This window comes from Enterobacter cloacae complex sp. BZL2005, from assembly GCF_049238885.1.
Classification (GTDB): Bacteria; Pseudomonadota; Gammaproteobacteria; order Enterobacterales; family Enterobacteriaceae; genus Enterobacter; species Enterobacter roggenkampii.
Map to the genome: position 1 here is coordinate 75,615 of NZ_JBMKGI010000006.1, position 23,769 is coordinate 99,383.

At 57.4% G+C, this 23,769-nt stretch carries 20 protein-coding genes; 13 read left to right on the forward strand and 7 right to left on the reverse strand.

Annotated elements, in window-relative coordinates; all coding sequences use genetic code 11:
- Positions 1 to 2 precede the first annotated feature (2 nt).
- Entirely contained in the window at positions 3 to 1,208 is a 1,206-nt protein-coding gene (locus ACOTXI_RS12915) for an L-dopachrome tautomerase-related protein (protein WP_058655096.1), read from the reverse strand.
- Positions 1,209 to 1,317: 109 nt separating this feature from the next.
- Between ACOTXI_RS12915 and ACOTXI_RS12920 the strand changes: the two genes are divergently transcribed.
- On the forward strand, positions 1,318 to 2,217 hold the full coding sequence (locus ACOTXI_RS12920; RefSeq protein WP_008503249.1) for a LysR family transcriptional regulator: 900 nt from the start codon (positions 1,318 to 1,320) through the stop codon (positions 2,215 to 2,217).
- A 16-nt stretch (positions 2,218 to 2,233) separates the two neighbouring features.
- Complete coding sequence (locus ACOTXI_RS12925; protein ID WP_008503248.1) at positions 2,234 to 2,743, forward strand: hypothetical protein; 510 nt, start codon at positions 2,234 to 2,236, stop codon at positions 2,741 to 2,743.
- 32 nt (positions 2,744 to 2,775) lie between these two features.
- Here the strand turns inward: ACOTXI_RS12925 and ACOTXI_RS12930 are convergent, their stop codons facing one another.
- Both ACOTXI_RS12930 and ACOTXI_RS12935 read right to left on the reverse strand, forming a co-directional pair.
- The gene (locus tag ACOTXI_RS12930; RefSeq protein WP_421633928.1) at positions 2,776 to 4,560 is read right to left on the reverse strand and encodes a diguanylate cyclase; all 1,785 of its coding nucleotides are present in this window, start codon (positions 4,558 to 4,560) and stop codon (positions 2,776 to 2,778) included.
- A 119-nt stretch (positions 4,561 to 4,679) separates the two neighbouring features.
- Positions 4,680 to 5,789 (reverse strand): AI-2E family transporter, encoded by a 1,110-nt coding sequence (locus tag ACOTXI_RS12935; protein ID WP_008503245.1) that lies wholly within the window; start codon positions 5,787 to 5,789, stop codon positions 4,680 to 4,682.
- Positions 5,790 to 6,152: 363 nt separating this feature from the next.
- Here ACOTXI_RS12935 and mmuP point away from each other — a divergent pair, with 363 nt between their 5' ends.
- From mmuP to tauD, 6 genes are all read left to right on the forward strand, one after another.
- Positions 6,153 to 7,553, forward strand: coding sequence for an S-methylmethionine permease (gene mmuP / locus ACOTXI_RS12940; RefSeq protein WP_008503244.1), 1,401 nt, complete (start codon positions 6,153 to 6,155; stop codon positions 7,551 to 7,553).
- A complete protein-coding gene (gene mmuM / locus ACOTXI_RS12945) occupies positions 7,540 to 8,472 on the forward strand; it encodes a homocysteine S-methyltransferase (protein WP_058655095.1) in 933 nt (310 codons plus the stop codon). The genes mmuP and mmuM overlap by 14 nt, the downstream gene beginning before the upstream one ends.
- Before the next feature lie 224 nt (positions 8,473 to 8,696).
- Positions 8,697 to 9,659 (forward strand): taurine ABC transporter substrate-binding protein, encoded by a 963-nt coding sequence (tauA, locus tag ACOTXI_RS12950; RefSeq protein WP_023293188.1) that lies wholly within the window; start codon positions 8,697 to 8,699, stop codon positions 9,657 to 9,659.
- 10 nt (positions 9,660 to 9,669) lie between these two features.
- Positions 9,670 to 10,437: a taurine ABC transporter ATP-binding subunit gene (gene tauB / locus ACOTXI_RS12955; protein WP_023343464.1), complete on the forward strand. Its 768-nt coding sequence runs from the start codon at positions 9,670 to 9,672 to the stop codon at positions 10,435 to 10,437.
- Complete coding sequence (tauC, locus tag ACOTXI_RS12960; protein ID WP_008503401.1) at positions 10,434 to 11,261, forward strand: taurine ABC transporter permease TauC; 828 nt, start codon at positions 10,434 to 10,436, stop codon at positions 11,259 to 11,261. Before tauB ends, tauC begins: the two co-directional genes overlap by 4 nt.
- A complete protein-coding gene (gene tauD, locus ACOTXI_RS12965; protein WP_058655094.1) occupies positions 11,258 to 12,106 on the forward strand; it encodes a taurine dioxygenase in 849 nt (282 codons plus the stop codon). Before tauC ends, tauD begins: the two co-directional genes overlap by 4 nt.
- Before the next feature lie 106 nt (positions 12,107 to 12,212).
- On the opposite strand, the gene ACOTXI_RS12970 is transcribed toward tauD, so the two are convergent.
- Positions 12,213 to 13,913 carry a lysophospholipid acyltransferase family protein gene (locus ACOTXI_RS12970; protein WP_049121525.1) on the reverse strand — a complete coding sequence of 567 codons (1,701 nt, stop codon included), beginning with the start codon at positions 13,911 to 13,913 and terminating at the stop codon, positions 12,213 to 12,215.
- 127 nt (positions 13,914 to 14,040) lie between these two features.
- Positions 14,041 to 15,015 (reverse strand): porphobilinogen synthase, encoded by a 975-nt coding sequence (gene hemB, locus ACOTXI_RS12975; RefSeq protein WP_021241687.1) that lies wholly within the window; start codon positions 15,013 to 15,015, stop codon positions 14,041 to 14,043.
- Between the two features lie 454 nt (positions 15,016 to 15,469).
- Between hemB and ACOTXI_RS12980 the strand changes: the two genes are divergently transcribed.
- Entirely contained in the window at positions 15,470 to 18,244 is a 2,775-nt protein-coding gene (locus ACOTXI_RS12980) for an autotransporter outer membrane beta-barrel domain-containing protein (RefSeq protein WP_058655093.1), read from the forward strand.
- Positions 18,245 to 18,337: 93 nt separating this feature from the next.
- On the forward strand, positions 18,338 to 18,961 hold the full coding sequence (locus tag ACOTXI_RS12985) for a helix-turn-helix domain-containing protein (protein ID WP_008503292.1): 624 nt from the start codon (positions 18,338 to 18,340) through the stop codon (positions 18,959 to 18,961).
- A 2-nt stretch (positions 18,962 to 18,963) separates the two neighbouring features.
- On the opposite strand, the gene ampH is transcribed toward ACOTXI_RS12985, so the two are convergent.
- On the reverse strand, positions 18,964 to 20,124 hold the full coding sequence (ampH, locus tag ACOTXI_RS12990; protein WP_008503291.1) for a D-alanyl-D-alanine-carboxypeptidase/endopeptidase AmpH: 1,161 nt from the start codon (positions 20,122 to 20,124) through the stop codon (positions 18,964 to 18,966).
- A gap of 204 nt (positions 20,125 to 20,328) precedes the next feature.
- On the opposite strand from ampH, the gene ACOTXI_RS12995 reads away from it, so the two are divergent.
- The 3 genes from ACOTXI_RS12995 to ACOTXI_RS13005 all read left to right on the forward strand — a co-directional run bounded on the left by ACOTXI_RS12995 (position 20,329) and on the right by ACOTXI_RS13005 (position 23,310).
- A complete protein-coding gene (locus tag ACOTXI_RS12995) occupies positions 20,329 to 20,862 on the forward strand; it encodes an isochorismatase family protein (RefSeq protein WP_058655092.1) in 534 nt (177 codons plus the stop codon).
- A gap of 115 nt (positions 20,863 to 20,977) precedes the next feature.
- Complete coding sequence (gene sbmA / locus ACOTXI_RS13000; RefSeq protein ID WP_045370344.1) at positions 20,978 to 22,198, forward strand: peptide antibiotic transporter SbmA; 1,221 nt, start codon at positions 20,978 to 20,980, stop codon at positions 22,196 to 22,198.
- A gap of 14 nt (positions 22,199 to 22,212) precedes the next feature.
- Positions 22,213 to 23,310 carry a DUF1615 domain-containing protein gene (locus tag ACOTXI_RS13005; RefSeq protein ID WP_058655091.1) on the forward strand — a complete coding sequence of 366 codons (1,098 nt, stop codon included), beginning with the start codon at positions 22,213 to 22,215 and terminating at the stop codon, positions 23,308 to 23,310.
- On the opposite strand, the gene ACOTXI_RS13010 is transcribed toward ACOTXI_RS13005, so the two are convergent.
- Positions 23,307 to 23,606 carry a DUF2755 family protein gene (locus ACOTXI_RS13010; protein WP_008503287.1) on the reverse strand — a complete coding sequence of 100 codons (300 nt, stop codon included), beginning with the start codon at positions 23,604 to 23,606 and terminating at the stop codon, positions 23,307 to 23,309. The genes ACOTXI_RS13005 and ACOTXI_RS13010 overlap by 4 nt on opposite strands.
- Positions 23,607 to 23,769 lie beyond the last annotated feature (163 nt).

The following is a 23,769-nucleotide window of genomic DNA, read 5'->3' on the forward strand; positions in this document are numbered from 1 at the left end:
CCTTATTTTTGTAAAGCATCGAGACGCAAGCGCCACAAATCATAGCGTTCTTCTCCCGGTTTAACGGTTCCCGCGAAGTGGTCATTGAGGCGACTCGAGGTAAATACCAGGTCTCCGTTCGGGCGGATTGCCGGCGTGTCTGGCCAGCGCGCCTCTTCGCTTGTCGCAATCAGCGACATGGAATGGGTTTCAGGATCGTATCTGACGATACCATTGCGTGTGACATCGGTAATGTAGAGGTTACCTTTTACATCTGTCACCATTCCGTCGGTGTTGCCCCCCACGCGACCCAGATCGCGGATCTGCCCGGCAATTTGCGCATTGGTTGACGCAGGCTGCCTCAGTATCGCGGTCGGTACCGCATAGGCGTGCGTGCCGGTTGTCACTGTCCAGTACAGCGTGCCCGCATCGGGTGAAAGCGCAATGCCATTGATACCAATCAGTAATGGTTTACCAGGCCAGACTTCAGTCCCGTGCGAGACGACGTTAACGCCTGGCTCAATCTGCAGCGCAGGGTGACGATCGAGCACGCGCCGGGCCGTACCGGTAGCGAAATCGACGATAATTAGTCCCACCTGGTTTTCAGGCGCACTCCGCGAGCCGCTGTCGGAGATATAGGCGACACGGCGGTTCTCATCGACCACCACATCATTAAGAAAGCTGGCCTTGCGGTCCGCTACGCCGTCCAGGGCGATACGTTTGATGGTGCGGCCAGAGTGGAGATCCAGTACGACCAGTTTCTGCGCCCCCGCGGGGGACTCTGTTTCGCCTGCAACAAACCCCATGTCCAGCGCCCATAGCCAGCCGTTTTTACGGTCAATATAAAAACCGAGCACGTTGCGCAGGCTCTGAGCGGGATCGGTGTTCACCGCATTCCCCTCGCGGGAGGGAAACGCCGTCAGGCGGGCAGGGCCAGACTGCGCCGTCGTATCCAGAATGCTTAACGTGGCGGGTGCTGTGGCGGAAATCAGCCGGGGCGTGCTGACAAAGGCCCGGTCCATTGCATCAAAGTGGATGCCCGCAATAGGGGCATTGACCGAACCGGAAAATGTCGCAGGAATCTTTCCGTCTTGAGCGGTATCCCAGCTCACACCGGCGTAGCTTCGCCAGCGCTCCAGAGGCGGGTGGTTCGCCGCGTTGACAAGACTTGGGAAAGCGAACAACGCCGCCATTGCGATGGCGGGCAGAATATGGGGACGGTTGAACATTGACAGGCTGCAGTGGAACGTTCAGGTGATGAATGCTGGCCACTTTACTCATCGCTCAACGGGAGATAAATTAGCCAAATTGAAAAACATTTGTTCCTGAGAGAGCAAAATGAGCCGGAAATTCGATTACCTCGGCGACGTTGAAGTCTTCATTGCTGTGGTTGAGCACGGCTCATTTACGGGCGCAGCGGTTGCCCTTTCAACCACCCCTTCGGTACTGAGCCGCGCGGTCACCCGTCTGGAAGCGCGTCTTGGACGGCAACTGTTACAGCGCACGACCCGCCGGGTGGGGCTGACTGAAGCCGGACGCGTCTATCTTGAGCAGGCGCGTTCTGCGTTCTCTCTGCTTGATGACGCCGAACGCGTTGGCCGGGGTCAGGAGGGCGATCTGACCGGTCGCGTGAGAATGAGTGTCCCGACCACCTATGCCCACTACCGCCTGCCGCCGCTGCTGGCGCACTATAATCAACGCTACCCACGCGTACAGGTGGAGCTGAACATTACTAATCGCAATGTTGACCTGATCGCAGAGGGGTTTGATCTGGCGATCCGTCTGGGACAGTTGCCTGACAGTGGACTTGTGGCGCGTAAGCTGGAAGACGCGGCATTGCTTCTGGTCGCCTCTCCGGACTACCTGCATCGGAGAGGAAAGCCTCAGACGCTGGAAGAGCTGCAGCGCCATCAGTGCCTGCCGTTCATCATGCCGCGCACCGGGCGTATCGCCCCCTGGGTATTTCATGACGAAGGGCGCGATATTGACTGGATGCCGGGTTCAACTATCGAAATATCAGACGATGTACTCGGCGTGGTTTCGCTGGCGGAGCAGGGGATGGGGATCTGCCAGAGCTATGAATTTATCGTTCGCGACAGAATAGAGCGCGGTCAGTTAGTTGAGGTGCTGCCGCACCTTCGGGGACGATCGCGACCTTTCTCCGTGCTGTTTGCCCCGCACCGACGCCAGTCAGCAGCCACCCGGGCAATGATTGGCCTTCTGACCCGACAAGAATGACAAGGACGAGTCCACCATGAAAAAAGCGCGTTTTTCCTTTTGGATCCCTCTCATCGCGGGCGGGATAGCACTGATATCGGCTTTTGTGGTCTGGTCAGTCAACATTTACCGCGTGACATACCTTTCGATCCGCGGGGAGCAGTACCTTGCCTGTGGGGCGTTGCTGCTGGCGCTGGTGCCGATGGTCTATTTCATCAGAAAGGGGAGACTGAAAGGTAAGCGCCTTGCTGACGCGGTAAAAATCTACCTCGGCTTCTTTATTTGCAGCCTGCCGGTTGCCATGTTCGCGGTCTTTACAACGGCCTGGCTGCTGGAGGGGGACTATTCGGCCTGGAGCAAACCTTACCGGTATGAGTCCAGTACCCGCCACAGCTGCTCGGGTGCGGAAGTCTACGAGCCGGAATTAAAGAAGGAGATCCGCATCTGTAACCCGCAGGGTAACGTTTATTCCGATACCACCCTGTATGTGGAAAAGCGTAGCAATGCCCTGGGGATTGTCGTGCTCTGGGCTATCACGCGCGCCTGAACCGGGGGAAAGTCAGGGCGCGAGAATCAGCCTCAGCCCGCCTCCAGCATCCCAAAACTCACAATCCGCGCCCGTCCCAGCTCTTTTGCCCGGTATAGCGCCACATCCGCGGCGCGCAGCAGATTGTCGGTCTGGGCATGTTGTGGGTAGCTGGCAATGCCAATCGACACGTCCACCGGCCCAATCTCGGTCAGCCCGTAGCGAAGCGACAGCTCATGCACGCCGGTGTAAATCTTCTGCGCGCAGGCGTACGCTTCTGCTTCATCGGCACCGGAAAGCAGCACCAGAAACTCCTCGCCCCCGTAGCGGAATGCCAGCCCGCTGTCATGTGCGGCGCGCTGAACAATTGACGCCACGCTTTTGATCACCAGATCGCCCGCTTCATGGCCGAAGCGATCGTTAATGCTCTTGAAGTGGTCGATATCAATCATCATGCAGCTTAACGGTACGCCAGTGCGTATCGCCTGTGCCGTTTGGGTTTGCAGGGTATCTTCCAGATGATGACGGTTACGCAGGCCGGTGAGCAGGTCAAACAACGCTTTTTCCAGCAACGCGTCGCGCAGACGCTGGTTGGCCAACGCCAGCCCGAGCGCCTCGGCCATCAGCTCCAGATACGCGCGGGAAGGGGCATTGTCCGCTGTAATATTCTGGAAGGAGAGCAGGCCAATGGCCTCGCCCTGAGCGATAAGCGGCACGCAAAGCGCGCTTTCCGCCTGGGATGCCGGAAGATGGTAGCAGGCAATATCCGGCTCGCCGTTCACCGGCGGGTGACTCTGCCCGCGACGCACGGCCCAGCACTCGTCCGGGTGGAACGTCGTCTCTTCACCCACCGGCGAAAGCCATTGCGCGACGCAGCGCATCTGCCACGGCTCGCGGTCAAGGACGTAGAGGCGGCCCGCGATCCCCGGCGCGATATTGGGGGCAAACAGCTCCGCCACGTTAATCACATCGTTAAAGTTCTCACACCCCTGCAGCCGCTGGGTCATGCGCGCCAGCAGCTCGCGGATGGCCCAGTCGGCATCACGCTCTTTTTCCAGACGCTGCCGCGCCAGGCCGTTTTCACGGAAGATGCTGATGGCCTGAGCCATATCGCCTATCTCATCAATCTGGTTGAAATTGGGCGTTTCAACCGCGTAATCCTGGGATGCCAGGCGGTGCACCACGTCGCTCAGGCGGACCACGGGGCGCAGCACGCGGCGTTTTAATATAAAGCCGAGCACAAACAGGAACAGCAGGGCGGTCATGCCGACCGTCAGCTCAGAGGCGGTACGCAGCGCTTTCGATTTTTTTGTCGCCTCCTGAACGGCGGCGATGACGCGCTTGTCGAGTATCTGGCGGAAGTGATCGAGCTGATTCTGCGCGCGCTCAAGCTCCTGCTCATAGGGCTGACCATAGAGCAAGGCTACGGCCTGGGCGTCTTCACCGCGTTCCAGGCTTTCGAGGGCGGTTTGCTGCTCGTCCTGCAGCTCATCGACGATCTTTATTCCTTCATGCAGCAGGGCCAGTTCTTCATCCGATGCGCCGTTATCCTGCAGCTTTTCCAGCCGAAGCTCGATGCGCTTCAGGCTGTTTTCTGCCTGGTTATATTCCTTGAGCACCTGAGGATCTTTTTTAATGGCGTACAGCCGCGCTAAATCAGACTGCGCCCAGATATCGGTTTCGATATCTTCCGTCAGCTGATCAAATTTCTGCCGTTGTTCAACGGCCTGACGCTCGAGGGTATCCGCACTGGACGCCATCAGCATGATGATGCCGGAGGCGATGGTCAGGCAGACCGTGGCCCCATAGGCCCAGTTTGTTATCGTCGCGATTCGCACCAGATGATCCTTTTACGACATGAGTAGGATGGCGTTCTTCAAATTATAGAAAACGTCTGATTTAAGGCGAAAAAAAAGGCGGCACGGCGCCGCCTGGTGTGGTCTTTATCGTCACGTCCTTACAAATCTGGAGGATTTTTTCCTTCTTCGATGAAATCCGCGTCCAGCTCTTCGGCGTTACCTTCGTGATCGCGTCCGGAGAAGAGGTTCCAGCAGGCGATAAACAGCGCGGCGATGAGCGGCCCAATCACAAAGCCGTTAATGCCGTACAGCTCCATGCCGCCGAGGGTGGAGATCAGAATCAGATAGTCCGGCATTTTGGTGTCTTTCCCCACCAGCAGCGGGCGCAGGATGTTATCCACCAGCCCGACGACGATCACGAAGAAGCCGACAATAAACAGCCCCTGCCAGATCTGGTGCGTGGCGAACAGGAAGATAGCGGCGGGCACCCAGACAATCGCCGAGCCGATGGCGGGCACCAGCGAGAGGAAGGCCATCAATGCGCCCCAGAGCACGCTGCCGTCGATACCGGCAATGGCAAAGGCAATCCCGCCGAGGATGCCCTGAACCACGGCCACCGCCGCCGTCCCTTTTACCGTGGCGCGTGACACGCCGACGAATTTGGCGAACAGATGCTGCTTGGCAAAATCGGACAGGGGCAGGGAGTCGAGGATCTGGCGTACCAGATACGGGCCGTCTTTCAGCAGGAAGAACAGCAGATACAGCATGATGCCGAAGCTAATCGCAAAGCCAAAGGTGCCTTTGCCGATCAGGAACGCGCTACCCGCCAGATACTGTCCGCCCTGCAGCGCGACGTCGGAGAGTTTTTTCTGGATCTGCGCCGCGTTGGTCAGGTTGTGATCCGCCAGGAAGCCGCTGGCCCAGTCAGGCAGGTGGTTGAAGATGCTCGCCACCACTTCCGGGAACTGGGTATTGTTCTCCTGCAGTTTGGTGTAAACCACGTTCAGCTCAATGGCGAGCGAGGAGAGGATCACCATCAGCGGAATAAAGACGATCAGGCAGATAATACCGATGGTCAACAGCGAGGCCAGCCCGTTGCGATCCCCCAGCGCGGCGCGAAGCTTGTTTTTTACCGGATTGAAGATAACGGTCAGAATGGCGGCCCACAGTATCGCGGAGAAGTAGGGCGACAGCACGTCGAAGAAGGCCCAGGTCACAAGGGCGAGAATGAAAATAAAGAAACCTTTAGTCAGTCCGTTAAAGCGCATCAGTCAGTCCTGGTTACTAAGAAACTGTGACGACTATAGAACCGATTGTGAGAATTACCAACCTTGCACCGGGTGGCGGCTGCGCCTTACCCGTCCTGCGGGCAGTGTTACGGTATGACTTCGCGCTTTACGGATACCACTTTCGACTGACCGAAGATCGCCTTTTCCCGCACCATGCTGTAAGTATCTGCTTGCGGAGGTGCTTATGGCCTGGCGTCCGATTCTCTATGTCATCCTCACAACCCACCCCAGACTCAGCGCGCGGCGCGCCCGTTTGCGTCTGGTCATCTAGCTTTTTATTAACAATCGCGGTATAACACACCTTCTTTGGATGTTTAGATGTCCATACGTATAGAAGGTAATATGCAAACACAACAAGAAAATGGGCAGCTTAAGCGCACCATGAAAACACGCCACCTGATCATGCTCTCGCTGGGTGGCGTGATTGGGACAGGGTTATTCTTCAATACCGGCTACATCATTTCCACGACCGGGGCGGCGGGCACGCTGCTGGCGTACCTCATAGGTGCGCTGGTGGTCTGGCTGGTGATGCAGTGTCTGGGCGAACTCTCCGTGGCGATGCCGGAAACCGGCGCGTTCCACGTCTATGCCGCGCGTTATCTTGGCCCGGCGACGGGCTACACCGTGGCGTGGCTCTACTGGCTCACCTGGACGGTGGCGCTCGGTTCGAGCTTTACCGCCGCGGGCTTCTGCATGCAGTACTGGTTCCCGCAGGTGCCCGTCTGGGCGTGGTGCGTGGTCTTCTGCGTGGTGATTTTTGGCCTGAACGTCATTTCCACGCGCTTCTTTGCGGAAGGTGAGTTCTGGTTCTCCCTGGTGAAGGTCATCACCATCATCGCCTTTATTATTCTTGGCGGCGCGGCGGTCTTTGGCTTTATCCCGATGCAGGACGGTTCCCCCGCGCCGGGCTTAAGCAACATCACCGCCGAGGGCTGGTTCCCGCACGGCGGCCTGCCGATCCTGATGACCATGGTGGCGGTGAACTTTGCCTTCTCCGGGACCGAACTCATCGGTATCGCCGCAGGGGAAACGGAAAACCCTCACAAGGTCATCCCGGTGGCGATCCGCACCACCATTGCGCGCCTGATCATCTTCTTTATCGGCACCGTGTTTGTGCTGGCGGCGCTGATCCCGATGCAGCAGGCGGGCGTGGAAAAGAGCCCGTTCGTGCTGGTGTTTGAAAAGGTCGGTATTCCTTACGCGGCGGATATTTTTAACTTCGTGATCCTGACGGCGATCCTTTCGGCGGCGAACTCCGGGCTGTACGCCTCCGGGCGCATGCTGTGGTCGCTCTCTAACGAGAAAACGCTCCCGCGCTGCTTTGCCCGCGTGAACAAAAACGGCGTGCCGCTGACGGCGCTCTCGGTTTCTATGCTCGGCGGCGTGCTGGCGCTCTTCTCAAGCGTCGTGGCACCGGACACGGTATTTGTCGCGCTCTCGGCGATTTCTGGCTTTGCGGTGGTAGCCGTCTGGATCAGCATCTGTGCGTCGCACTTCGTCTTCCGTCGTCGCCATCTGCAGTCCGGCCAGCCGCTCTCTGCGCTGCAGTACCGTGCGCCGTGGTATCCGCTGGTGCCGGTGCTCGGTTTTATCCTCTGCGTAGTGGCCTGCGTCGGCCTGTGGTTTGACCCAAGCCAGCGCATTGCCCTTTATTGCGGGATTCCGTTTGTCGCCCTGTGTTATGGTGCCTACTACCTGACCCGAAATATGACATCGCAGGAGCCTGAACATGTCGCAGAATAATCCGCTTACCGCCCTCCTTGAAAAGCAGCCGTTTGTGGTGCTGGATGGCGCGATGGCGACGGAGCTGGAAGCGCGCGGCTGTAACCTGGCAGACAGCCTCTGGTCTGCCAAAGTGCTGATGGAAAACCCGGAGCTTATCCGTGAAGTGCACCTTGATTACTACCGCGCGGGCGCGCAGGTGGCGATCACCGCCAGTTACCAGGCCACGCCTGCGGGCTTTGCGGCGCGCGGCCTGGACGAGGCGCAGTCCCGAACGCTAATTGGCAGAAGCGTGGAGCTGGCGCGAAAGGCGCGTGAAGCGTATCTGGCCGAAAACCCGCATGCGGGCACGCTGCTGGTGGCGGGCTCCGTTGGGCCGTATGGTGCCTATCTGGCGGATGGCTCAGAGTATCGCGGTGACTACGTGCGCAGCGCTGAGGAGTTTACTGCCTTCCACCGCCCGCGCGTGGAAGCGCTGCTGGATGCGGGCGCTGACCTGCTGGCCTGCGAAACGCTGCCGTCTTTTGCCGAGATTAAGGCGCTGGCGGCCCTTCTGGCCGGGTATCCCCGCGCCCGGGCGTGGTTCTCCTTTACCCTGCGGGACAGCGAGCACCTGAGCGACGGCACGCCGCTGCGTGACGTGGTCAGCGTGCTGGCCGACTCTCCGCATGTCGTCGCGCTGGGCATTAACTGCATCGCGCTGGAAAATACCACGGCGGCGCTGAAGCACCTGCAGAGCCTGACGTCGCTGCCGCTGGTGGTCTACCCGAACTCAGGCGAGCATTATGATGCGGTGACCAAAACCTGGCACCACCACGGCGAAGCGTGTGAGACGCTGGCGGGGTATCTGCCCCAGTGGCTGGACGCCGGAGCGAAGCTGATTGGTGGCTGCTGTCGCACCACGCCGAAGGATATTGCTGAGCTTAACGCGAAGCGCTGAGTTTTTTGCCGGGTGGCGGCTGCGCCTTACCCGGCCTACGGATCGCACAATGTGTAGGCCGGGTAAGCGCAGCGCCACCCGGCATAAAACAACCGCACAAAACCAACTATCCTTTCCCATTTTTTATCTAAAAACGAATCGTTATGAGCGATTCATTTTTATTCCTTTATCAAAATTCCCGCGTTGGAAATACTGCCCTCATAACAACAAGGGGAGCAGGCACTATGGCAATTTCATCGCGAATCACACTACTCGGCGCGCTGGCGCTGTGGGCATTTCAGGCGCAGGCGGTGGACGTCACCGTCGCGTATCAAACTTCTGCGGAACCGGCGAAAGTCGCGCAGGCGGATAACACCTTTGCCAAAGAGAGCGGCGCGAAGGTCGACTGGCGCAAGTTCGACAGCGGCGCGTCCGTGGTGCGTGCGTTAGCCTCCGGCGACGTGCAGATCGGCAATATCGGTTCCAGCCCGCTGGCGGTTGCGGCCAGCCAGCAGGTGCCGATTGAGGTGTTCCTGCTCGCCTCGCAGCTCGGTAACTCTGAAGCGCTGGTGGTGAAGAAAAACATCACCAAACCGGAAGACCTGATCGGCAAACGCATCGCCGTGCCGTTTATCTCCACCACCCACTACAGCCTGCTGGCGGCGCTCAAACACTGGGGCATCAAGCCGGGCCAGGTTCAAATCATCAACCTCCAGCCGCCGGCGATTATCGCGGCCTGGCAGCGCGGCGACATTGACGGGGCCTATGTGTGGGCGCCTGCGGTGAACGAGCTGGAAAAAGACGGCACCGTGCTGACCGACTCCGAAAAAGTGGGCCAGTGGGGCGCGCCGACCCTCGACGTGTGGGTCGTGCGCAAAGACTTCGCCGAGAAACATCCTGAGGTGGTGAAAGCCTTCGCGAAAAGCGCGATTGACGCCCAGCAGCCGTACATCAGTAACCCGGATGAATGGCTGAAGCAGCCCGCCAACCTGGAAAAACTCTCCCGCCTGAGCGGCGTGCCGGAAGCGGACGTGCCGGGGCTGGTGAAGGGCAATACCTATCTGACCCCCGCGCAGCAGGTGCAGCAGCTGACCGGGCCGGTTAACAAAGCGATTGTGGATACCGCCACCTTCCTGAAGGAGCAGGGCAAAGTGCCCGCAGTAGCGGCGGATTACAGCCAGTACGTGACCGATCGTTTTGTGAAATAAGGAGTTCGCCATGCTGAATATTACAAATCTGTCTGCCGATTACGGTGGTAAACCCGCCTTACAGGACATCAACCTGACGCTGGACAGCGGTGAGCTGCTGGTGGTGCTGGGCCCGTCCGGGTGCGGAAAAACCACGCTGCTGAATCTCATCGCCGGGTTTGTCCCTTATCAGCATGGCACCATTCAACTGGAAGGCAAAAAGGTGGAGGGCCCCGGCGCCGAGCGCGGCGTGGTCTTCCAGAATGAAGGCCTGCTCCCGTGGCGCAACGTGCAGGAAAACGTGGCGTTTGGGCTGCAGCTTGCGGGCATCCATCGTGAACAGCGGCTGGAAACCGCGCGGGCGATGCTGAAAAAAGTGGGGCTGGAAGGCGCGGAAAAACGCTATATCTGGCAGCTTTCCGGCGGCCAACGGCAGCGTGTCGGGATTGCCCGCGCGCTGGCCGCGAATCCGCAGCTGTTGCTGCTGGACGAGCCGTTCGGGGCGCTGGATGCCTTCACACGCGAGCAGATGCAAACCCTGCTGCTGCGCCTCTGGCATGAGACGGGCAAGCAGGTGCTGCTGATTACCCACGATATCGAAGAGGCGGTGTTTATGGCGACCGAGCTGGTGCTGCTCTCGCCCGGGCCGGGCCGCGTGCTGGAGCGTTTGCCGCTGGATTTTGCCCGCCGCTACGTCGCGGGAGAACCCGTGCGCAGCATCAAATCCGACCCGCTGTTTATCGAACAGCGTGAATACGTCTTAAGCCGCGTGTTTGAACAACGGGAGGCTTTCTCATGAGCATCGTATTCAGTGAAAAAACGCGCCGCACGCGTCTGGCGCTGCGCTGGCCTTTCTCACGTCAAATCACGTTGAGCGTCGGCACGCTACTGGTGCTGCTGGCGGTGTGGTGGGCAGTTGCTGCCCTGCAGTGGGTCAGCCCGCTGTTTCTGCCGCCGCCGGGACAGGTGCTGACCAAACTCATTACCATCGCCGGCCCGCAGGGCTTTATGGATGCCACGCTCTGGCAGCACTTAGGTGCCAGCCTGGCGCGTATTCTGGTGGCGCTGCTGGCGGCGGTGATTATCGGCATTCCCGTGGGGATTGCGATGGGGCTGAGCCCGACGGTGCGCGGCATCCTCGACCCGCTGATTGAGCTTTACCGCCCGGTCCCGCCGCTGGCCTATCTGCCGCTGATGGTGATCTGGTTCGGCATCGGTGAAACGTCAAAAATCCTGCTGATCTATCTGGCGATTTTCGCCCCGGTGGCCATGTCGGCGCTGGCGGGCGTGAAGAGCGCCCAGCAGGTGCGGATCCGCGCGGCGCAGTCGCTGGGGGCCAGCCGTACGCAGGTGCTGCTGTTCGTGATTTTACCGGGCGCACTGCCGGAGATTTTAACCGGGCTGCGCATCGGCCTCGGCGTGGGCTGGTCCACGCTGGTGGCGGCTGAGCTGATTGCCGCCACGCGAGGGTTAGGGTTTATGGTGCAGTCGGCGGGTGAGTTCCTGGCGACTGACGTGGTGCTGGCAGGGATTGCGGTCATTGCCGCGATCGCCTTCGGATTAGAACTGGGGCTGCGCGCGTTACAGCGCCGCCTGACGCCCTGGCATGGAGAAATACAATGAGTGAACGTCTGAGCATTACCCCGCTGGGGCCGTACATTGGCGCACAGGTGTCGGGCCTGGATGTGACCCGTCCGCTGAGCGATAACCAGTTCGAGCAGCTGTACCACGCGGTGCTGCGTCATCAGGTGGTGTTCCTGCGCGAACAGGCGATCACCCCGCAGCAGCAGCGCGCGCTGGCCCTGCGGTTTGGCGATCTGCATATCCACCCGGTCTATCCGCATGCGGAAGGGGTGGAGGAGATTATCGTCCTCGACACCCACAACGATAACCCGCCGGATAACGATAACTGGCACACCGATGTGACCTTTATCGAGACGCCGCCCGCCGGGGCGATTCTGGCGGCGAAGCTGCTGCCAGAAACCGGCGGCGATACCCTGTGGACCAGCGGCATTGCGGCGTATGAGGCGCTCTCCGCGCCGTTCCGGACGCTGCTGAGCGGGCTGCGGGCGGAGCACGACTTCAAAAAATCATTCCAGGAGTACAAGTACCGTAAAACGGAAGAGGAGCATCAGCGCTGGCAGGAGGCGGTGGCGAAACATCCTCCGCTGCTGCACCCGGTCGTGCGCACCCATCCGGTCACGGGCAAGCAGGCGCTGTTTGTGAACGAAGGTTTCACGACGCGCATTGTGGACGTGACGGAAAAAGAGAGTGAGGCGTTGTTAGGTTTCCTGTTCGCGCATATCACCAAACCGGAGTTCCAGGTGCGCTGGCGCTGGCAGGAGAACGATCTGGCGATCTGGGATAACCGCGTGACGCAGCATTATGCCAATGCGGACTATCTGCCGCAGCGCCGGATTATGCAGCGGGCGACGATTTTGGGCGATAAGCCGTTTTACCGCCCCTGATCCTGTAGTACCTGTAGGCCGGGTAAGCGCAGCGCCACCCGGCGAAAACGGTGCACAATTGCCGGGTGGCGGCTACGCCTTACCCGGCCTACAAAATACCGCACATTTAAAGGTGCGCCTCAATATACCGCTGATAGCGGTTCGCCTTCAGGTAACACAAATCCACCAGCACCAGGCCGTCAACGCAGTTGTTGAACGCCGGGTCGCTGCCAAAATCAATAAACTGCACGCCGCCGGGCTCGCACAGCTCGGAATATTGCTTGTAGAGCGGCGGAATGCCGCAGCCAAGATTGCCGAGCAGGGATTTCAGCTTCGTCAGATCGTCCACGTAATCCACGCCGCCAAACTGCGCCAGCACGTCCGGCAGGGACGCGGGATACGGCTGGCGCGAGGCGGCGAGCGGATGCGTCGCCGGGAACCACAGGCGGTAAAATGCCACCAGCAGATCCCGCGCGGCAGGCGGTAAGCCGCCGGAAATCGAGACCGGGCCAAACAGGTAGCGGTAGTGCGGATAACGCGCCAGATACGCCCCAATGCCGGACCATAAATAGTCCAGGCCGCGGCGCCCCCAGTAGCGCGGCTGAATAAAGCTGCGCCCCAGCTCAATGCCGTGTGCCAGCACGTCCTGCATTTTGTCGTCGTAGTGGAACAGGCTATAGCTGTACAACCCCTCAACGCCGCGCTTTTCGATCTGCATGGCCGTCGGCATAAAGCGATACGCGCCGACGATCTCCAGATCCTCCTCATCCCACAGGATCAGGTGCAGATAATCATCGTCGTAGCTGTCGGTGTCCCGGCGTTTGCCGCTCCCTTCCTCCACCGCGCGAAAGGCAATCTCGCGCAGGCGGCCCAGCTCCCGCAGCAGCGGGGCGTCTTCCTGACCGTTGCGCTGCCAAAGATAGATGGTTTTCCCGTCGCTGGTTTTGCCCAGAGATTCGGCCTGCGCCAGCGCGCGCTTCAAAGTGGCCCGGTCTTCCGGACGGGCAATCGCGCACTGGGTTTTAAAGACGCCGGGCACTCCCTTGCCAAGACGCATCACGTGCTGACGGCACTGCTCGGCCATCTCACGCGACGAAAGGGTGGCGCTGTGCCAGTGATGCCACGCAATCTGCTGGCCGATTTTAATCGGCAGCTGGCTGTGGCGGCGGCGGAACATCTGCTGCATCAGCAGCAGCATCGACAGCGTCGGGGAGACCAGCGTGCTGGCGTAAAAGAGCAGGCTGTTGTGCGCCTGAATATGCACCGGCAGCAGCGGGACGCGCAGCTTGCCGGCGAGTTTGATAAAGCCAGAGTGCCATTTCTTATCGCGAATGCCTTTGCGCGTGGGGCGGGAAACTTCGCCTGCCGGGAAGAAGATCAGTACGCCCGCGTTTTGCAGGTGCTGTTCCATCTGCACCAGCGACGACTTCGCCGTCCTGCCGCCCATATTGTCCACCGGAATAAACAGCGAGCTGAGGGGCTCAAGGTGGGTCAGCATCCGGTTGGTCACGACTTTAACGTCGCGCCGCACGCGGGAGACGGCGTACAGCAACGCCAGACCGTCCAGTGTACCCGTCGGGTGGTTGGCAATGATGACCAGCGGGCCATGTTCGGGGATTTGTTCGAGATCGCGGGCGGAAACGGTGCAGAGAATATCCAGGTGTTCCAGAACCTGCTCCACCATATCCAGTCCTTTCAGGTGGCGGTGGGCGGCGGCAAACTGCTGAAACTCGTCTTCGTAGAACAGTCTTTTTAACAGACTTTTTTGCCAGGGTGCGGGCCTCGCCTGAGGCCAAAGATCGTCGAGAACGCTATCGAGGCTAAACATGGTCACTCCTCCTGCCGTCTTGCGAAGACAGTAGAAGGCGCAGATGTCGGTTGTATTGCAGTTGGGTGAAGATTTGAGCAGAGAGCAGGCCGGGTAAGGCGAAGCCACCACCCGGCGCTAAAGCGGATTAACGCAGAATTTTCTTCTCGGCCAGATCCAGGGCGAAGTAGCTGAAGATCAGATCCGCGCCGGCGCGTTTGATCGCGCCCAGGCTTTCAAGGATCACTTTCTCTTCGTCGATCGCCCCTGCCAGCGCGGCGAACTTGATCATTGCGTACTCGCCGCTCACCTGGTAAGCGCCCAGCGGCAGCTCGGTGCGTTCGCGGATGTCGCGCAGGATATCAAGGTATGCGCCAGCCGGTTTTACCATCAGGCAGTCTGCGCCCTGGGCTTCATCGAGCAGGGATTCACGAATCGCTTCGCGGCGGTTCAGCGGGTTCATCTGATAGGTTTTACGATCGCCCTTCAGCGCCGTGCCGGCTGCTTCACGGAACGGGCCGTAGAAGGAGGAGGCAAATTTGGTGGAGTAGGACATGATGGCGGTGTCGGTGAAACCGGCCGCGTCCAGCGCCTGACGAATCGCCTGAACCTGTCCGTCCATCGCCGCAGACGGTGCGATGAAGTCCGCACCCGCAGCGGCCGCGACGACCGCCTGCTTGCCGAGGTTCAGCAGGGTGGCATCGTTATCCACGCCGTGATCGCACAGCACGCCGCAGTGGCCGTGAGAGGTATATTCACAGAAACAGGTGTCGGACATCACCACCATTTCCGGCACCGTCTCTTTGCAGATGCGGGACATGCGGGCGACGAGGCCATCTTCCTTCCACGCGTCGCTGCCGGTGGCGTCGGTATGATGGGAGATGCCGAAGGTCATCACCGAGCGGATCCCCGCGTTGGCGATACGTTCGATCTCACGCGCCAGATATTTCTCCGGAATGCGCATGACGCCCGGCATGGCCTCGATGGCTTTGTAGTCATCGATCTCTTCTTCAACAAAAATCGGCAACACCAGATCGTTTAAGGTCAGGGTTGTCTCTTCAAACATAGCGCGCAGTGCAGGTGACTTACGCAGACGGCGGGGACGTGCAATTAAATCGGTCATGGTATGCCTGATGTTTGTGGAACAAAGAGGGCTAGTGTACCTCAAAGTGGCGACGGGTGTTTTACTAAAGTGGGCATTTTGCTTTTGCGAAATGCGGCAGATGAGTTTGCTTGTTACCAATAATATATAATGCAGGACAGTATAACGCTGAGAGAAGAATGAAATATTTGTGTTATTTCTATATGGAAATGAATGTATCATTAAAAATGATTTATTATTTTTTATGATATTTCCCTGATTGCTTTGCCCCGTGCATTAACATTTTGTTTTTATAATATTTATTTTATGACGCCCTGTGCGTTGTGGTCTGAATCTGTTTTTTGTCTGAATGCGGACTTAATGGAAACATTCATTGAACCTTTTCGAAATGAAACTGCATAATTCCCTCCGCAATTAAATATTGCAAATTCATTGATGGACAAACTTGCTTACGTCCCTGAGGAGGGATGACCCAATGCAAACATGGAAAAAGAAACTCGTTGTATCTCAACTTGCATTAGCCTGCACCCTGGCTATCGCTTCTCAGGCCAATGCGAAGGATATTTCCGGTACGACATACAATACCTTCGGATACGATAATACAGCGACCACTCCCTGGTATTATGGCTATGCCGACTGGGATTTCTCAGATGCCATCCACGATGGTGATATTTACCCGGTGATTAATAAAACCACCGTGAATGGTGTTATTTCAACGTACTATCTCGATGATGGCATCAATGGTCGGGCGAATGCGTTGAGTATTTCCAACAGCACCATTAATGGCATGATTACCTCTCAGTGTATGACCGCCACCTGTGCTGATGGTCTGGATGCCGACGGCACCCAACATGCTCAATACGACCGTTTTAGCCTGACCGTTGATAATTCCACCATTAACGATACGTATGAACATTATGCGTATGATGTTGTGAATGGGGAAAATACGGAAAGACACTATCTGGATACCTATGATATGGGTAATGCGATTACCCTGGATGTGGAATCAGATATTGTTATCCAGAATAATTCTCACGTCGCGGGGATTACCCTGACGCAGGGGTATCAGGAACGGGATAATACCCCGTACGACGGCGTTGAAGGCGTAGCCAACAGCAGCAAGGTCTTTACCGACACGCTACTGGTAAAAGATTCGGTACTGACTTCCGGTGCGTACCGCGATTTAGGTACCAGCGGATTCTACGGTCAGACCGCGAAGCCGAGCGACTATAGTGAAACCGACGCGACAGGGGCAGATGATGCCGCGCTGATTGTTACCGCCAGCGCGTCTGATAACGCGATGCAGACCGCTGCCACGTTCGATCACTCCACCGTTACGGGCGACATCCTGTTCTCCAGCACCTTCGACAACAACTTCTACCCGAACGGCGATCCGGCAACCGATACCACCGAAGACGGCGTCTATAACCCTACCACCAACGGCTGGGACGGCACCGATAAGCTGGATGTGACGCTTACCAACGGCAGCAAATGGGTCGGTGCTGCGCAGTCCAGCGTTGAGGCTATCGGCACGACGCAGATGTATGGCCAGGGCTACAGCAACGTAGACTGGCGCACGCTGTCCCCGAACAGCATTTGGCCGGATTCCACCTATGACAGCAACGCACATGTTGCGGGTGAAGCGGTGTATCAGAGCGGTCTGTTTAACATTGCGCTGGATAACGGCTCCGAGTGGGATACCCGCAAGATGTCAAACATTGACACGCTGACGGTAAACAACCAGTCTCAGGTCAATGTTGAAAACTCAGGCCTGCTGGCGGATACCATCACTCTGACCAATACTTCCTCATTGAACATCGGCGACAACGGCGGCGTGGCCACCGACCATCTGTATCTGGACAGCGATAGCCGTGCGGCACTGACGGAAGAAACGGCCGAGCTGTATGCCAACACCATCACCGTGGATAACGGTGCAGAGCTGGCGCTGGGTCTGGGCCAGGTTGATACGCACACTATGGTTCTGACCGATGGCGGCGTGCTGAATGTTGCCAGCCGCGATTACGTGCTGAACAGCGATCTGAACAACGCACGCTATATCACTAACGACAAGCGCAGCGCCGATTATGACTACGGCGTAGTGGCCATTCACTCTGACGGCCATCTGGCGGTGAACGGTGACGTCGCAGGCAACTATAAAGTCCGTATCGACGACGCGACCGGAGCAGGTTCCGTCGCTGATTACAAAAATAAAGAGATTGTCCGTGTCTATGACAATAACGCGGATACGGCGGCCAGCTTTACTGCCGCAAACAAAGCCGATTTAGGTGCTTATACCTACCAGGCGCAGCAGCAGGGTGACACCGTCGTTCTGCAGCAGAAAGAACTGACCGACTATGCCAATATGGCGCTGAGCATCCCTTCTGCTAATACCAATATCTGGAATCTGCAGCAGGATACCCTAGGTGCGCGTCTGACCAACAGCCGTCACGGCCTGGCGGATAACGGCGGGGCGTGGGTGAGCTACTTCGGCGGCAACTTCGACGGTGACAACGGCGTTATCAGCTACGATCAGGACGTGAGCGGTATTATGGTGGGTCTGGATACCCAGATTGACGGTAATAACGCGAAGTGGATCGTCGGTGGTGCGGCAGGTTTCGCGAAGGGCGATATCAGCGATCGTACCGGTCAGGTCGATCAGGATAGCCAGACGGCGATGATCTACGCGTCAGCGAAGTTCATGAACGATCTTTTCCTCGACAGCTCCCTGAGCTACACCCGCTTCAACAACGATCTCTCCGCTAACATGAGCAACGGTCAGTATGTTGACGGCAATACCACCAGTGACGCTGTTGGCTTTGGTCTGAAGCTGGGTTATGACTGGAAACCAAACCTCTCTGGCTACGTAACGCCATACGCAGCCGTATCGGGTCTGTTCCAGTCAGGCGATGATTATCGCCTCAGCAATGACATGCGCATGGATGGACAATCATACGATAGCCTGCGTTATGAACTCGGTGTTGATACGGGTTACACCTTCAACTATGGCGGCGATCAGGCTCTGACCCCTTACTTCAAACTGGCCTGGGTTTATGACGACGCCGATAACAATGCCGATATTAACGGTGACAGCATTGATAACGGCGTGAAAGGTTCGGCTGTTCGTGTTGGGCTGGGCACCCAGTTCAGCTTCACGAAGAACTTCAGCGCTTACACGGATGCCACATATCTTGGCGGCGGCGACGTTGACCAGAACTGGGGCGCAAACCTGGGTGTGAAATATACCTGGTAATGAATAAAGCGGGGGAGGGGTTATCTCCTCCGCTTTTTAGCGAAGCAATAAAAATAATATTGAACCGACAAATACGGATGACTTGAGGTCTGCATGAACGTTAATGCGAAACCACTTTCTGAATTACGCCGGCTCGAACAGGGGTTAATAGCAGCCAGTACCCCTTTTACATGTGCACCCCAACAATTAATTACGTCGGGCGAATCGAATGAGCCTCGCACGATCGTATTACAAACCGGCGTTATTGAGATCTATCGCCCTTCTGATGAACTTCTGGTGGGGATTGCGACCGCCCCCTTTATTTTTGGTCTGGCTACGGTGATGATTAATCATTCACAGGAATACAGAGTGATTGCCAAAACGGCCTGTACCGGTTTTTATTTATCCACAGAAACTACCCGACAACAAATCCAGCAATTTTCACTGTGGAAAGAGGCCTTCAGCTGGTTATCCTGGATAAATTACATTCTTGAGAAGCGCGATAAGCAGCTGGTTGGCAATAACTCCTATCACCAGATCCGCGCGATGCTGCTTAATATGGCCGAGTGGGATGAAACGCTGCGTTCAAAAATCGGTGTGATGAATCATATTCAGCAAAGCACACGCATTTCACGTTCTGTTGTTGCCGAGGTTCTGGCCGCTCTGCGACAGGGAAATTATATCAATATGAGCCGGGGCAAGCTGGTCAGCATCAACCGCTTGCCCACGGAATATTAATCTCAGTTGGATGCGGTAAGCACCTGGGCTTTATTGGCACTCAATTCCGCCACCAGGTTATTAACACCGTCACTCATATTGACGAAACGCGTATGCGGGGAGCGAGTGACCACCACAAACGCGCCCACGTTCGACTGCGGAATCATAGCCATATAGGTGATGAATCCGCCGCCGCCGCCGGTTTTCTGAATAATCCCCGGCCGGCCATTTTTCGGTGCCATATAGACCCAGCCCATGCCGAGCGCATCGGCTTTACCCGGCACGTCCATCCCGATGACCCGATGCAGCTGAGTACGCTGATAAATCAGGGTCTGCATACGGTCGGCCTGGCTGCTGCGAGAGTAGAAATCCGAAGAAAGAAACTGCTGCATCCAGCGCATCATGTCGCCAGGCGTGGAGTAAACCCCGCCGCTGCCCACGGCCGCCAGCGTGTTATTACAGGGGCTGGCGCCTTTCTCCGCCACCATCAGGCGACGGCACTGGTCTGGGGACGGGGTAAACGTGGTGTCTTTCATGCCCAGCGGACGGGTGATCTGCTCTTCAAACAGCTGGGTGTAGGGTTTGCCAGCCGCCGTTGAGAGGGCATCCGCCAGCAGGTCAAACGCCAGGTTTGAATATGAGGCCTGAGAGCCCGGCGCCGCCTTCAGCGTGGCGGTACTCAGGTAGCTCCAGCGCTGGTCGCGCGTTGGCCAGACGAATACGTCACGATGCGCCGCGCCGCCTGGCTGTTCACGCGGCAGGGCGCTGGTGTGGGTAGCAAGGTTCACGAGCCGGATCGGCGTCCCCTGATACGTGGGGACCCGGGCGCCTGGCGGCGCGTATTTGCTGAGCGGATCGTCGAGCTTCACCACGCCCTGGTCGAGCAGTTTCACCAGCATTTCGCTGGTCATCAGCTTGGTTAAGGATGCGATGCGGATAACGGAATCCAGCTGCGGGTGAACGTTATTGCCCGGGCGCGTTTCGCCAAAGCTGCGAAATACACGCTGGTTTCCGTCGATAACGACCATCGCCATACCGGTCGCGCCGCTGCCGTAATAGATAAGGTTCGCGTAGCGATCGGCAATATCTGAAGCTAAAACGGGAGCCGTCAGCGGTTGGGCTGCCTGGGCGGTAGAAAAGCTCACCGCACACAGCGCGGCAAAAGAGAGCAGACAACGTTTCAACGAAAAGCATCCATGAAGTGAATGAGGAAAGTAATGGGTATTTATACTACTAATCGGTACCGTGCAATGCCCCGAATTGCATAACGATAGCGAGAAAAACGTAACCATGGGTAAATATGAACAATTTACTTGCGAGCCATCTCCCATTTTGTGACATCGGGCTTATGATAGGCACCAGTGTCACTCAATCTTACGGAGAACGGTATGTCTGAGAAGCGTGTGGTTATGGTTGTCGATATGCAAAACGGGGTGTTTGAAACCCCTCGTCATCAGCGCGAAAAGTGTGTGTCTCTGATCAACCAGCTTACGCAGGCAGCCGATACGGTGATTTTTATACAGCATACCGAGGCCGGGGGGCTGGAAGAGGGAAGCGAAGGGGTTGCGCTACTGCCTGAACTCCATCAGCCTGCTGGTGCGCTTTACGTGACCAAAACGGCCTGCGATGCCTTCTACAACACCGGGCTTGAGGCGCTGCTGCGGGAGCAGGGCATTCGCGAGTTTGTCATCTGCGGCTGCGCCACCGATTACTGCGTCGATGCGACGATCAAGAACGGCGTTAGCCGGGGTTATCACATCACCGTTGCCGAAGATGCCCATACCACCGCCAACCGTCCGGCGGCTGACGCACAGATCCTGATTAACCATCACAACGACGTCTGGCGTAACTTCATTGCGCCAGCGAATCCTCTCGCGGTGAAACGCACCGAAACAATTCTCGAAAACTGGAAAGCGAACTAATAATCAACCCGTGGGTCTGACCTTTTTGCCCGGGCCGGGAGTCTGGTGCGGGCAGGTTTATCGTGTGGTGACGTGTTGTACACAGCAACAGCCATAACAACAAGAAGGAAGCATTATGTTTAAGTCTTTTTTCCCAAAGCCGGGGCCTTTTTTCCTGTCGGCATTTATTTGGGCACTGATCGCTGTCATTTTCTGGCAGGCGGGCGGCGGCGCATGGCTGACGCGCATCACGGGGGCGACAGGCGAGGTGCCGATTAGCGCGGCGCGCTTCTGGTCGCTGAGCTACCTGCTGTTTTACGCCTACTACATGGTGTGCGTAGGGCTGTTTGCCCTGTTCTGGTTTGTCTATTCACCCCACCGCTGGCAGTACTGGTCGATCCTTGGCACATCGCTGATTATCTTTGTGACCTGGTTCCTGGTGGAAGTGGGCGTAGCGGTTAACGCCTGGTATGCGCCGTTCTACGATCTGATCCAGACCGCGCTGAGCTCGCCACACAAGGTGACCATCAATCAGTTCTACCATGAGGTCGGCGTCTTCCTCGGCATCGCCCTGATTGCGGTGATCATCGGCGTGATGAACAACTTCTTCGTTAGCCACTACGTTTTCCGCTGGCGTACCGCGATGAACGAACATTATATGGCGCACTGGCAGCACCTGCGTCATATCGAAGGTGCCGCACAGCGTGTGCAGGAAGACACCATGCGTTTTGCCTCCACGCTTGAAGACATGGGCGTCAGCTTTATCAACGCCATCATGACGCTGATTGCCTTCCTGCCGGTGCTGGTGACGCTCTCGGCGCACGTGCCGGATCTGCCGATTGTCGGCCACATTCCGTATGGTCTGGTGATTGCCGCGATTGTCTGGTCGCTGATGGGCACGGGCCTGCTGGCGGTAGTTGGGATTAAACTGCCGGGTCTGGAGTTTAAAAATCAACGCGTCGAAGCCGCATACCGTAAAGAGCTGGTGTACGGTGAAGACGATGCCAACCGCGCCTCGCCGCCGACCGTCCGCGAGCTGTTTGGCGCCGTGCGTCGTAACTATTTCCGTCTCTACTTCCACTATATGTATTTCAACATTGCGCGTATTTTGTATCTGCAGGTGGATAACGTTTTCGGTTTGTTCCTGCTGTTTCCGTCCATTGTTGCGGGTACGATTACGCTCGGTCTGATGACGCAGATCACCAACGTTTTCGGTCAGGTTCGTGGGTCGTTCCAGTACCTGATCAGCTCCTGGACCACGCTGGTGGAACTGATGTCCATCTACAAACGTCTGCGCAGCTTTGAACGCGAGCTGGACGATCGTGACCTGCAGGAAGTCACCAACACATTGAGCTAATACAGGACGTTGCTATGCCTTTTGCCGTACCGCGCGCGTTACCATTGACCATACTGGCCGCTTTTGTGCTGGCAGGCTGTGCCGAAAAGGGGGCCGCTCCGCTCAAAAAGGGCGAGAAGCCCGTTGATGTGGCGAGCGTTGTGCGGCAGAAAATGCCCGCCAGCGTGAAAGATCGCAATGCGTGGGCAGACGCGCTGGCAAAAACCTTTGAGAGCCAAAAGATTGCGCCGACCGAGGAGAACATCTGTTCGGTGCTGGCGGTGGCACAGCAGGAGTCGATGTACCAGTCAGACCCGGCTGTGCCGGGGCTGAATAAAATCGCCTGGAAAGAGATCGACCGCCGCGCGGAGTCCATGCATATCCCGGTGTTCCTCGTGCATACCGCGCTTAAAATCACCTCGCCGAACGGCAAAAGCTACAGCGAACGGCTGGATACGGTGAAAACCGAAAAACAGCTTATCGCTATTTTCGATGATTTCATCAACATGGTGCCGATGGGGCAGAAGCTGTTTGGCTCACTGAACCCGGTCCACACCGGTGGCCCAATGCAGGTAAGCATCGCGTTCGCGGAGAAACACACCGACGGCTATCCGTGGAAAATCGACGGTACGGTGCGCCAGGAGGTCTTCTCCCTGCGCGGCGGACTGTGGTTCGGCACGTATCATCTGCTGAACTACCCGGCAAACTACGATGAGCCGCTGTACCGCTTTGCCGACTTTAACGCCGGCTGGTATGCCAGCCGTAATGCGGCATTCCAAAGTGCGGTCAGCCGCGCAAGCGGCGTTAAGCTGGCGCTGGACGGCGATCTTATCGCCTACGGCAGCAGCGAGGCGGGAAGTACCGAGCGGGCGATCCGGAAATTATCGACAACGCTTGATATGAGCAACAGCGACATTCGCCGTCAGCTTGAGAAAGGCGACAGCCTGGCCTTTGAGAAAACGGATCTCTACAAGAAAGTGTTTGCGCTTGCCGATAAGAAAAGCGGGAAAACGTTACCGAGGGCTATCCTGCCGGGGATCCAGCTGGAAAGCCCGAAGATCACGCGTAACCTGACCACCGCGTGGTTCGCGAAACGCGTGGACGATCGCCGGGCTCGCTGTATGGGGCTTTAACGGCGGCGGCGAAAGCGCAGCACTAATGCCACAACGCCCAGAATCATACATCCCGCGAGGAAGGGAATCAGGCCGAACAGGGTGCTGACGCCAAAGCCAATCTCAACTCGCGGGCGTCCGTTATCCTGTACCTGCATGAGATGTTCATAAACGCCAGGCGCATGGACCAGCATATTGAGCAGCTGCGAGCCAGCCCAGAAGCAGAACAGAACAAACAGGGCATACGCGATATTACCCGCCGTGGAGGTTTTTGGTTTTCCGCCAAAAATCGGTTTCGACAATGTAAAGTCAGCCATGATGACCTCCGGATAAATCGCTCTGTTAATACGCTTCGTACAGGGTGAGTTTGACAGGTCATCGCATTTGTCAATATCAGAATCGTGGTAATTTACGCGCCGGAATCCTCCTGGATTGTTGATTTCTGCAGCACGTCACAATTTATTAACTTAAGTGAAATTG